Raw genomic sequence first — 10,892 nt, forward strand, 5'->3', positions numbered from 1 at the left:
ATGAAAACCTACTTCCTCCGTTCATGAGCTCAGCAACAGGAGCAGGCATTCTGGCTCTATTGCTGCTAATCGTGGCGCTGCCGTTGCTGATAAGCACCGACGAGTACTTCCGTAATCAAAAGCTCGCTCAGCCAGTCGTTCATTTGATATATAGACCGTGGCGCGAAATGAGCTTTTGGTGGACATTATTGCAGACCTTTTACGGGCTTGCGTTGCTTGCGGGAGCGGTACTTACGACGATTAAATTAGGAATCGACCCGTTTGCTTTTGTTTTGAACACAGTGCTTTTGCTCGTGGCCTGGCGTTGTTTTCCGGCTATTTGCTTATGGTGGGCTTACTGGCAATGGGATGGCCGGGCTTCTCTTCGCTTCGACCGGGCGAGAAAGGAAATAACATACACCAACCGGGAAATCAACTTCAGTTTTTCAGTGTCGGAAATAGAACGGTTTGTACGTTGTACTCCCACTGCTACCCGGGCTGCAAGTGCCGGTTATAGCTATGCAATACTATACCTTACGGATGCTCGCGAACTGCTAGTAACTTCATTGTTGTGCGATGCAATTGACTGGCTATCTGTTTTACCAGTAGTCAAAGCCGAAGCTATCACTCGGCGTTTTGCATGGTTACCCACGGATTCTAACTTCAAAAAGTTTTTCAACCCTTTTTCCAGATAGTACCCAACTGAAACAAGGGGGGCAGCAACTTATAGTTGCTGCCCCCTTGTTTCAAACCGCTGCTAAACCCTGGCTAAGCTGCCCGAAAACCGGAAGCTTGACGAATGCTGCGCTCGTTGCCGGTGGCAGGGTCGGCGTAGGAATGGTCGCCCACTTCCACCGACAGGCGCTTGCCTATCAGCTGCTTGGTGTCGAGGTCTTTGCCGGCTTCGGGCTTGATGCCGACGGCGGAGTATAACTGGAGAATAATGGGGTGACCGGCTTCGGAATTGTAGAAGCGTTGCGACACGAAGCCGTCTTCGTTTTCCATGCGGGCGGCGAAAAACGGCACGTTCTGGTGCTCGCTGGTGCCCTCTTCGATGTCGGTGATTTCGACCGTGTGGCGGCCGTCGGGCAGGAAGCCTTTGTCCTGGCCTTTGTCAACTGCGATTTTCATATAACTAAATTTATTGGGAGAAAGAAGCTAATTTATTTAGCTTAACGATGCGGCCGGGCCAAGGTTACAAAGCTTCGGCCGGAGCCACCGAAATATCCACCGAATGCGTACTTGCCAGGCCACAGGCCCAGCCGGTTCGGCCCGGTATCTTTGGGGCCATCAATCACTAGCCCACCACTCCACCACTCCACCAACCCGCCTATGTACGCCACCCTCCAGCCCGACCTGCAGCAGCAGCTGCAGGAAATCAAAGATGCCGGCCTTTTCAAGAAGGAGCGCATCATCACCTCGCCCCAAGGCGCCGAGATTGAAACCAACGAGGCCGGCGACGTGCTGAACTTCTGCGCCAACAATTACCTCGGCCTGAGCTCGCACCCCGAGGTCATCAAAGCCGCCAAAGACACCATCGACACGCACGGCTACGGCATGTCGTCGGTGCGCTTCATCTGTGGCACGCAGGACATTCATAAGGAGCTGGAAGCCAAGCTGGCCGAGTTTCTGGGCACCGAGGACACCATCCTCTACGCCGCCGCTTTCGACGCCAACGGCGGCGTGTTCGAGCCGCTGTTCAACGAGCAGGACGCCATCATTTCCGATGCCCTGAACCACGCCAGCATCATCGACGGCGTGCGCCTGTGCAAGGCCCAGCGCTACCGCTACGCCCACAACGACATGGCCGACCTGGAGAAGCAGCTGCAGGACGCCCAGTCCAAGGGCACGCGTCACCGCATCATCGTCACGGACGGCTCGTTCTCGATGGACGGCACCATTGCCCAGCTCGACAAAATCTGCGACCTGGCCGACAAATACCAAGCCCTGGTGATGATAGACGAGTGCCACTCGATGGGCTTCCTGGGCAAAACGGGGCGCGGCACCCACGAGTACCGCAACGTGCTGGGCCGCGTCGACATCATCACCGGCACGCTGGGCAAGGCCCTGGGCGGAGCCATGGGCGGCTTCACCTCGGGCCGCAAGGAAATCATCGACATGCTGCGCCAGCGCAGCCGCCCCTACCTGTTCTCGAACACGCTGGCCCCGGCCATTGTGGGCGCCAGCCTGCGCGTGCTGGAGCTGCTGACCGAAAGCACGAAGCTGCGCGACCAGCTCGAAGAAAACACCAAATACTTCCGCCAGCAGATGACCGCCGCCGGCTTCGACATCACGCCCGGCGAGCACCCCATCGTGCCCGTCATGCTTTACGACGCCAAGCTGGCCCAGGAGTTTGCCGCCAAGATGCTCGACGAAGGCATCTACGTGGTGGGCTTCTACTACCCCGTGGTGCCGCAGGGCAAGGCCCGCATCCGGGTGCAGCTAAGCGCCGCGCACACCCGCGCGCACCTCGACAAGGCCATTGCCGCCTTCGAGAAAGTAGGCCACGAGCTGGGCACGCTCAAGGACCGCGCCGCAGCTGATGCCGCGCCTACCGGCCCGCAGGTGGTGACGAACACGCCGTGAAGTAGCCCTTTGCTTGTCTGCCGATAGTGCTAATGGACTAGCTATGCAACAAAGACGCTTCTTTGTCTCTGTTTTTCAAAGCTTTTGTATTATACCCCGCCACGGTCCCAGGCCATCGTGGCGGGGTTTTCTTTCACAGAAACGGCTTACCAAGCAGGCGCCATAATTTGTTTAGCAATCAGCTTTGTTTGTCACCTTTAGAAAGCGCTGTCGCTTCTAATTGGATTTCTTTCGCATCAGCGTTAAGGACATGCGTCGGCCCCGGCTACGGGTTTGGCGGTGAGCCAGGCATCAAGGAGGTGGTCGAAAGTGACGGGGTCGGCCATAAACTCCAAAATACCGTGACCAGGGCGCTTGCCCGCCGCCGCCATGCCTGGGGTGAAATTGAACAAGTAGGTATCGGCGCGGCTGCCCGCTTGACGCAACAACGGCACCACCCCAATGCGCGGTGGCGTGGTGCCATCGCCGCAATATTCCGCTTTGCGCACGCCCAGCGTCGTCGAGCCAAAGGCAGTAGCCGACAGCGGGCCCTTGCCGGTGGCAATGTCGTGGCGGTTTTGCCCCACCACAAACCGTTGGTAGCCATCGGGTGCCGCCTGGGTAAAGAGCTTGCCGGTGGCGTCGGTGCGGTGGGCAAAGTCCATAAAGTGCAGGCTCGGCATGGCCGGCGCCACAAAGGCTACGCGCACCTGGGCGGCATGGGGAGTAGCGTATTCGGGTTGCTTGACCAGGGCGCGGTAAGTTTGATTGCGTAGCCGCGGCCCCTTGGCATTGCCAAGCACGGAGGTGCTGTTCCAGAGTGCAACGCTGAGCAGCGGCGCGCCGGTGCTGTGTCCAAACAGGTAAAGCGGGGTGGCAGGATCTAAGCTGGCCAGCACCCGGCGCAGGCCCAGCCCCACCGGATACATGGTGGCCTGGGCCTGCTTCCAGATGCGAAGCAAGCCCACGCCGCTGGCCGTGCGTCCGTCCCAATACACCTCCAAAAATTGCACCCGGCGCCCTTTGAACTGATTGGTGCGAATTTCACGCTGCAGCGCCGGGTACCAGCGCGTGGCCCCTACTTCATTGTTGAAGCCATGCACCAATACGACCAAGACTTCGGGCCGCGAGGTGCGCAGGTGCTGGTTGAAACGCGCGATGAACTGGGTGAGCATGGCTTCCTGCAGCCGCCGCCACGCGGGGTAGTTTACAGAGGTATCGGCCGGGTTCGATGGAGTCAGCGGCACCCCGTAGTGCGCTTGTAGTCGTTCGTACTCCAAACGCTGTGCAGCCTGTTCTTTGCGGGCCGCGGGCAATTGGTAGTAGTCCTGCAAATCGGCGCCGGCTTTAGCCAGCCTTTTGTTGTCGACCGCTAGGAAGGCATCCGCCCCCGGGTAGAGGTTGCCATTGCGGTCAAAGTAAAGGCGCGCAATGTCGCCGCCGGTGGTGGCACCGTTGCTGCTGGCCTCCCAGCCGTAGTACACCGGACGGGCACACCCAGCAATAAGTATCCACAGCACCAAGAAGCATTTTGTATGTAAAAGGCGGGCAGAAGAAGACCGATTCATAAAAAAAGAAACATGAGTTCATGTAATTGAAGGCGCTACAGCTCCACTTCACAAGGGGATGCTGGCCACGGGGCTCCGTTTGATGCAGGCACCCGCCTCAAGCCTCTTCTTTAGTACACGGCCGATGAGAGCGAGCGGGTGGCCGGGGTGGGGCTGTTGGCGCTGGCAGGCAGCAGGGCCCCTAGGCTGATGGAATAGCCCACTTGCAGTTGCGCAAAATCGCGCTGCCGCGATTTTGGAAATACAAAGTTGGTAACGCGGAAAAAGAGCTTGTTGCTCGGCGAGCCAAAGGGGTAATAATAAAATTGCGCGCCGGGCCGCAGCACCCATTGCGCCTCATTGTTGGCAATGGGCGGCTGGTAGCTCTGCACGTTGTGGAGCAGGGTGGTGAAGAAAAAATCACAGCCGAAATTGCGCTGGCGCCGCACCGTGGCCAGCACTTCAAACCCGTACAAATTCTGGTAAGCGTTGCGCGAACGCAAGGTGTCGCGGGTGCCCAGCGGGCCGGCCACGCGCGCGATGGTGCGCGTCCACGAGGTGTTGAGTTGCCAGGTCACGTGACCTCCTCCGTCGAGCGTAAGCAAATTCAAGTTGGCCCCAAAACGCAGGTAGTTGCGCTGCAGAAGCGCGGGCCGGTCAATCAGCCCATTGCGGTTGGTGCGCAGTGTATCGAAACGGGTATCGAGGCGCGCCACCGACACGAAGGGCCGAACTGCTCCGAAAAGAAACAGGTGGCTGTTGCTCCAGGCCGGATTAGGGTTGAGTAGCAGGTTGCTGGCAATTTCGGTGGTCACCAAGGCGTTGGGCTCGTTATTGAGCGTGGCCAGCAGGTCGGTAAAGAGGCCTACTTCGAGCAAGCTGCCCAGCCCGCCGCCCGTATGAATATCGTAGCTTGGCTTTTCCGGCGTCAATTCCCAGTTTTCGTTGTCGGGCAGAAAGCGGCGCGAACCCATGTGCGTCACTTGCACTAGGTCAGAATAGCGTACATACTCGTTGGCCCCGCCCAACACCCCCAGGTAATTGAGCGAAGTCACCGGCTTGTTCAGCACCAAACTGGTGCGGGCGTTGGTAAAGCGCACGTCCTTCACCAATTCGTTGCCTTTTGAGTCCAGCACTTTACCATACACATTGGCCCGGGTGATGCGCCCATTTTCCGTGCTGAACTCCATGCGTGTCAGCTTAAAAACACTGTCCGGCACCTCCTGCCAATCCCCATTGGCAGCACGCTTATAAATTGGATAACTGCCCTTGGGATGCAGCGACATGGTGGCGATGTGTGACTCATCGCTGGCGTCGCGGGTGTCTGATTTCAACCGGGCGCGCAAGCTATCCACCACGGCTTTAAGCACGGCTTGGTCCGACCGTAGCTTTTCAACTTCTTTCTTGGTGGTGTCGGCGGAAGCGCTGCCGCTTTGTCCGCTGGGCTGTTCGGCCGGGCTGGGCGTTGCAGGAGGCGTTGTCTGATTGGCAGCGGACCGAGCGGGGCTGGTGCCTTCCACTACAACAGGCCTCGTTTGGGCCCAGGCTCCTTGGGCAAGCATTGCCAATAGGCAGCTTAATTGGTAGACTTGTTTCATGTATTAAATCAAAAAGGGTAGTTTTTGACGACCAGCGTTTCCAGTCACTTTGAATGATGACGCTAAATAAAACAATAAAATATATAATTTATGTATTTGTGTGATATATCTTGATTAATCATTCCTTTTTCAATTCTTATTATGTTGTACAATTGCTATTTTATCTTCTTTATTGTATTCAGACCATATACCATTTAAATTACACGAGGCTATCATCTTATCATCTAAATTCTTACAAACAAAGAAGCCCCGCTGGCAATGCCAGCGGGGCTTTTTAATGAGCCGAAGCGAAAGGCTACTGGCGCACCACGCGCTGGGTGAGCACGCCTTGCGCCGTCAGCACCCGGAAGGTGTAGACACCCGAAGCCAGCTGGCCGAGCTTGAGCTCGGCCGTGCCGGCCGCCACCGTGCCGGTGTGCACCACCTGGCCCAGGGCGTTGAGCACGGTCAGCTGCGAAGCCTTGGCGTTGACGCCGCTCAGCTCCACGCGCAGCTGGCCGTCGGCCGTCGGGTTGGGGAACACGCGCAGGCTTACGCCAGCCAGCGTGGCCGTTTGCGTGCCCAGCACCGTGGCCGTCACCGCCGCCGAAGGAATCGAGGTGCAGCCGTTGGCCGAGATGGCCTGCACCGTGTAGGAGCCGCTTTGGTTACCAGCCGTCAGCGTCAGCGTGCCCGTCGTGCTGGGCGTGCCCACGGCCGTGGCCGTGCCGTTCACGGTGCGGTAGAACCGGTAGGTCACGCCCGCCAGGGCCGGCGTGCTGAGCTGCACGGCCCCGCCCGCCTGCGGCGTGGCCGTGAGCACCGGCTGGCCGATGCCGAAAACAACGGTGAGCGTCGCCGACGAGCTCGACGCGGCCGACCCGCTGCAGGCGCCTGTGGCGGCTACGGTATTGGTGATGGTGAAGGTGCCGTCGATGTTGGTGTTGGCCAGGGTGATGACACCCGTCACCGGGTCGATGCGCAAGCCAATGCCCGTGGTCGAGAACGTGCCGGCCACCGCGCCGGGCGCCAGAATGGGCGCCACGGTCACGGGCGAGTTGGTGCAGTACGTGCCGGCCGGGTAGCTGAACGAGGAGTTGGGCGGCGTGGAGAGCGTGAGTACCGTGCGGGCCGTCTGGGTGCAGGCGGCCGAGGGGCCGGTGGGGGTCAGGGTCAGGGTCACCGTGCCGGCGGCCACGTCGGCGGCCGAGGGCGTGTAGGTGGCGTTGAGCGTGGTGGCGTTGGGCGCGAACGTGCCCGTGCCCGAGGTGGTGTAGGTGCCGCCCGTGGCCGTGCCGGCGATGCTGCCGTTCAGCGTGTAGGGCGAGCGGCCGCAGCTCGTGGCCGTGGCCGCGCCCAGCGTGGCCACCAGGCCCGGCGTCACGTTCACCTGTATCGGCGTGCGCGCGGCGGTGCTCACGCACTCCGACCCAATCTGCCAGTTGTAGAAGAAGTAGTAGTAGCCGGCCAGAGTGCCGTCAGTGATGCGCACCGTGCCGCTCGGCGACACGTAGGGGAAGGCCGTGGCCGGCGTGGAAGTGCCACCCGAGAAGTCCCGAATCAGGCTTGGGGTAGCCGTGCTCAGGTACAACGTGTAGTTGCCAGCAGCAGGCACTGCCAGGTTGAGGGTGAGGACTGCGGGCGAAATAGCGGCCGAGGTGTTGGCCGGTACGGGAACAGTAACGGAGGCTACCGGCGTCCCGCTCGTCGTGCTGCCCGTCAGCAGTTGCACGGTGGCCGTGCCGGCAGCGGCGTTAGCCGACCGGTACACGGTTACGCTGGTGATGGTAGTGGCGCCGGTGGTGGTGAAGTACAGGCCGCCATTCGTATTCGTGCCGTCGGCACCCGAGGTCGCGGGCTTGCCCACGTTTTCCTGCCCGCCCGAGAAGGCTTCGGCGTAGTAGGTGGTGCTGGCCGTGAGGGCCGGCGTGGTGTAGGGGTTGCCCGTGCCCACCAGCGTGCCGCCGGTAGCCGCCGTGTAGTAGCGCACGTTGATGCCCGTCGGCACCGTGGCCGAAAGCGAAGCCGTACCGCCGGCGCACACGCTCAGCGGCGACGGAGCGGCCGTGATGGCCGGCGTATTCACCGTGATGGCCGATACGTTGCTGTACACCACGTTGGTGTTGCAGCTCACTTTGTAGCGGTAGTAGGTGGTGCTGGTGAGCACCGGCGTGGTGTAGGTGGCGCTGGTGGCGCCGGCCACGTCGGTGAAGGTGCCGGTGGCGCTGCTGCTGCTTTGCAGCTGAATGCTGCCGTTGGCGAAGCCCGCGAGCGACAACGACGCCGTGCCGCTGAAGCAGAGGCTGCTGCTGGCCGGCGAGAGCGTGCCCGCCACCGGGGCCACCACCGTGCGGGTCACCGTGGCCAGGGTGTTGTTGGCGGTGTTGAGGTCGCCCACCACCGAAGCAGTAATGGCGAAGGTGTAAGCCCCTACAGCCGACATGTCCAGCGTGCCCGGCAGGGTCACGGTCTGGGTGGCGCCGGTCGCCAGCGTGCCGGTGCTCAGCGTGGCCGAGAACGAGCGGGTCTGGCCCGAAGGCAGCGTCACCACCACGGTCACGGTGCCGGCGTTGGTGGCAAAGTTGAGGGCGGCGCTACCGTTGTTGCGAATCTGCACGCTCACGGCTTCGGTGGGGCTGTAGCAGGTGGTGTTGGCAGCGGGCGTGAGCAGGCTGGCAGCAGCCACGTCCACGGCCACGGGCGTAAACTCGTAAGCGCCCATATCGGGGGCCGCGCCACGGGCGGTGCCAGCGATGTCATCGGTCACGCGCGCCAGGGGCGTGCCCGAGTTGTTGAGCAACACATTGCCCGGCGTGAGGTTGGTGGCGCTGGTAAATACCGGGTCGGTCGATACACTGTTCTGGTCGAAGGCGTTGCCGTTGGCGGCCTGCCAGTTGGCCAGCGTGGCGAAGTTGGCGTTGTAGTAGCCCACGTTGCCGGAGGGCACGTAAATGTCGTTGTAGTTGCTGCTCGTGCCGCTCACGGTGTAGTATAGGCCGTACTTGGTGCCGGTGCCCGCGCGGGTGACGCTCACCACGTTGTTTTTGATGTCAGCGCTTGTGCCCGAGCTGTAGATGCCGTAGGTGGTGCTTGTAGAACCCGCTTGGTCGGCGCTGTTGATGCTGTTGTTGTAAATCCGGCTGTTCGCCGAGCTCGCACTGTAAATAATATAGTGCGAACCAGCGCCGTTGAGGTTGTACAGCACGTTGTTCACCACGTCGTTGGGCGTGGCAGTCGTGGGCGTGGTGCCGTTGGACAGGTAAATGCCGTAAAGCGTGCTGGTCGAAGTCGGGTTGCCGGTGAAGGGGTCGTGCACGCGGTTTTTCTCGATAGCCAGCCCGCGTGAAGAGAAGCTATACAGGCCGTAGAAGGTGCTGCCGTTGGTGCGCAGCGGCCGGCTCACGTCGTTGCCGATGAACTGGGCGCCGTCCTGGTAGCCCGCGTACACGCCGTACAGGTAAAAGTCGCGAACGTTGTTGTTGCGCAGCACATTGCCCGTGTTGAAGGCCGTGGTGCTGTTGCCGTAAAGCGTGATGCCGTAGTAGCCGCCGTTCACCGTGTTGCCTTGCAGCGTCAGGTTGTTGGCCGCGTTGCCGCTCGTGGTAGCGCTGGCCACCGAACCGTTTACCGCGATGCCAACAAAGTTGCTGCTCGTGCTGCTCAGGTCGTTGTTGATGGTGCAGTTGGTGATGCGGTCATTGTCGGCCGCGTTGGTCAGCAGCACGCCGTAGCCGTAGGTGGCCGCGGGCGTCGCGCCGGCGCCCCCGGTCGGGTCAATCACCAGGTTGTTGATGGTGGTGTAGTCGGTGCCATTGAGCTGCACCACCGCCCGCTGGTTGCTGTTGGTGGAAGCAAACTGAATGGTGCGCCCGCCGCCGTTCACCACGATGGTGTTGGTGGCACTGGTGCCCGCCACTTCGTTCAGCAGAAATTGCTCGTTGTAGGGGCCGCCGCTCACCGTGAGCGTCACCGGGCCGTTGATGCCGTCGAGGTTCAGGCGGTTGGCCGCGTCGGTGAAGCTGTTGAAGTTGGTGCCGCCCGTGGGCTGCGCGTTGTTGATGGTGTAGGCGCCGCTGAAGGGGTTGGCGGTTTGGGACGTTGCCGACACGTTGTCAATCACGGCCGGGGGCTGCGTGCCCACCGAGCCGTCGTTGCGCCAGGTAAACACCAGGCGCTGCGTGGTGCCCGCCACGCTGGCCGGCAAGCGGAAAGAGGTGCGGCCAAAGGCGGCCTGCAGGTTAATGTTGCCGCCGAGCTGCACGGCGCCGGCCGTGCCATTTGTGAGTTGCGTGCCGGCCACCGGTGTCACCGTGGTGGGCACCAGAAACACCTGAATGTAGTCGAAGGTGCTTTCGCCGCCGGCCTTCCAGTCGAAGCCGAGCTGCAGGATATTTTGCCCGGCCGGGAACGTCACGTCGCGGTACATGTGCGCCACCGACAACGAGGTGATATCATAGGCGTTGCTCGTGCCGTTGTCGTTCGAGACATAAGCCGCTTTGGTGCCCGTCGTCGTCGGCCCGTTGCCGCCGGCCGTGCCCACGTACCATTGGTTGACTTGGGTGCCGTTGACGATGGTGAAGGAGCTGGTGGCGCCCTCGAACGTTTCGTTAAAAACGGTAGTGGTTTGCGCCTGGGCACCGAAGCCGCCCAGCAACAGGGCGCCCGCACCCAGCAGCCGCGCCAGGCGCTTACCGGGCATGAGGGCACTGAGCCGCGAAGACCGCAGCCCGTGAAGTAAATTTTTGTGCATGAAAAATGAAGGTAAAAGTGAACGGATACGAGAGGGTGTAGGAAGGGAAAAGTGTAAAAAAAGAATCTATGGGTGGTAGAGACAAAGGCTTGGGTAGGGCCTTATGCGAAAAAGTCCGGCGTGAGGGCGGCAAAGAAACGGTCCTCAAACCCCATCAGCACCAGCAGGCCCGACCGAACAGTCTCAGAAAAGTAAAGCTCAAACGGCTGAAAACCTAATTAAACCCCCATCGAAATTCCCTTGAAGACTTAGCAAATCTCTATTTTATCGATTGATAATCAATAAACAATCAATTTATTTTTATTAAAGCCAAAGATTTTAATAACCCGCCAGGCCTGGTCACCAACGCCTTGCTTAGCTTATGCGGCAATGCAAAGGCTGGCTTTATACTTCTAAGCGACCAGGCAACGGCATTTTTGTCGTAAACAAAGAACGGAATCAACAACCAGGGCCCACAAAAAAGCCCCGCCGGCA

General features: G+C 60.3%; 6 protein-coding genes. 2 read left to right on the top strand and 4 right to left on the bottom strand.

Annotation, left to right across the window (positions count from 1 at the left end):
• Positions 1 to 23 precede the first annotated feature (23 nt).
• Positions 24 to 674 (top strand): hypothetical protein, encoded by a 651-nt coding sequence (locus MTP16_RS04415; RefSeq protein WP_243516269.1) that lies wholly within the window; start codon positions 24 to 26, stop codon positions 672 to 674.
• Positions 675 to 747: 73 nt separating this feature from the next.
• On the opposite strand, the gene MTP16_RS04420 is transcribed toward MTP16_RS04415, so the two are convergent.
• A complete protein-coding gene (locus MTP16_RS04420; protein ID WP_243516271.1) occupies positions 748 to 1,110 on the bottom strand; it encodes a hypothetical protein in 363 nt (120 codons plus the stop codon).
• Between the two features lie 201 nt (positions 1,111 to 1,311).
• On the opposite strand from MTP16_RS04420, the gene kbl reads away from it, so the two are divergent.
• Positions 1,312 to 2,565, top strand: coding sequence for a glycine C-acetyltransferase (gene kbl / locus MTP16_RS04425; RefSeq protein ID WP_243516273.1), 1,254 nt, complete (start codon positions 1,312 to 1,314; stop codon positions 2,563 to 2,565).
• 242 nt (positions 2,566 to 2,807) lie between these two features.
• Here the strand turns inward: kbl and MTP16_RS04430 are convergent, their stop codons facing one another.
• The 3 genes from MTP16_RS04430 to MTP16_RS04440 all read right to left on the bottom strand — a co-directional run bounded on the left by MTP16_RS04430 (position 2,808) and on the right by MTP16_RS04440 (position 10,418).
• The gene (locus tag MTP16_RS04430) at positions 2,808 to 4,064 is read right to left on the bottom strand and encodes a hypothetical protein (protein WP_243516275.1); all 1,257 of its coding nucleotides are present in this window, start codon (positions 4,062 to 4,064) and stop codon (positions 2,808 to 2,810) included.
• A 158-nt stretch (positions 4,065 to 4,222) separates the two neighbouring features.
• Positions 4,223 to 5,653 (bottom strand): hypothetical protein, encoded by a 1,431-nt coding sequence (locus MTP16_RS04435; RefSeq protein WP_243516277.1) that lies wholly within the window; start codon positions 5,651 to 5,653, stop codon positions 4,223 to 4,225.
• 331 nt (positions 5,654 to 5,984) lie between these two features.
• Positions 5,985 to 10,418 (bottom strand): beta strand repeat-containing protein, encoded by a 4,434-nt coding sequence (locus tag MTP16_RS04440; RefSeq protein WP_243516279.1) that lies wholly within the window; start codon positions 10,416 to 10,418, stop codon positions 5,985 to 5,987.
• Between the last annotated feature and the right edge of the window lie 474 nt (positions 10,419 to 10,892).

Origin of the sequence: Hymenobacter monticola (assembly GCF_022811645.1) — a bacterium.
GTDB lineage: Bacteria > Bacteroidota > Bacteroidia > Cytophagales > Hymenobacteraceae > Hymenobacter > Hymenobacter monticola.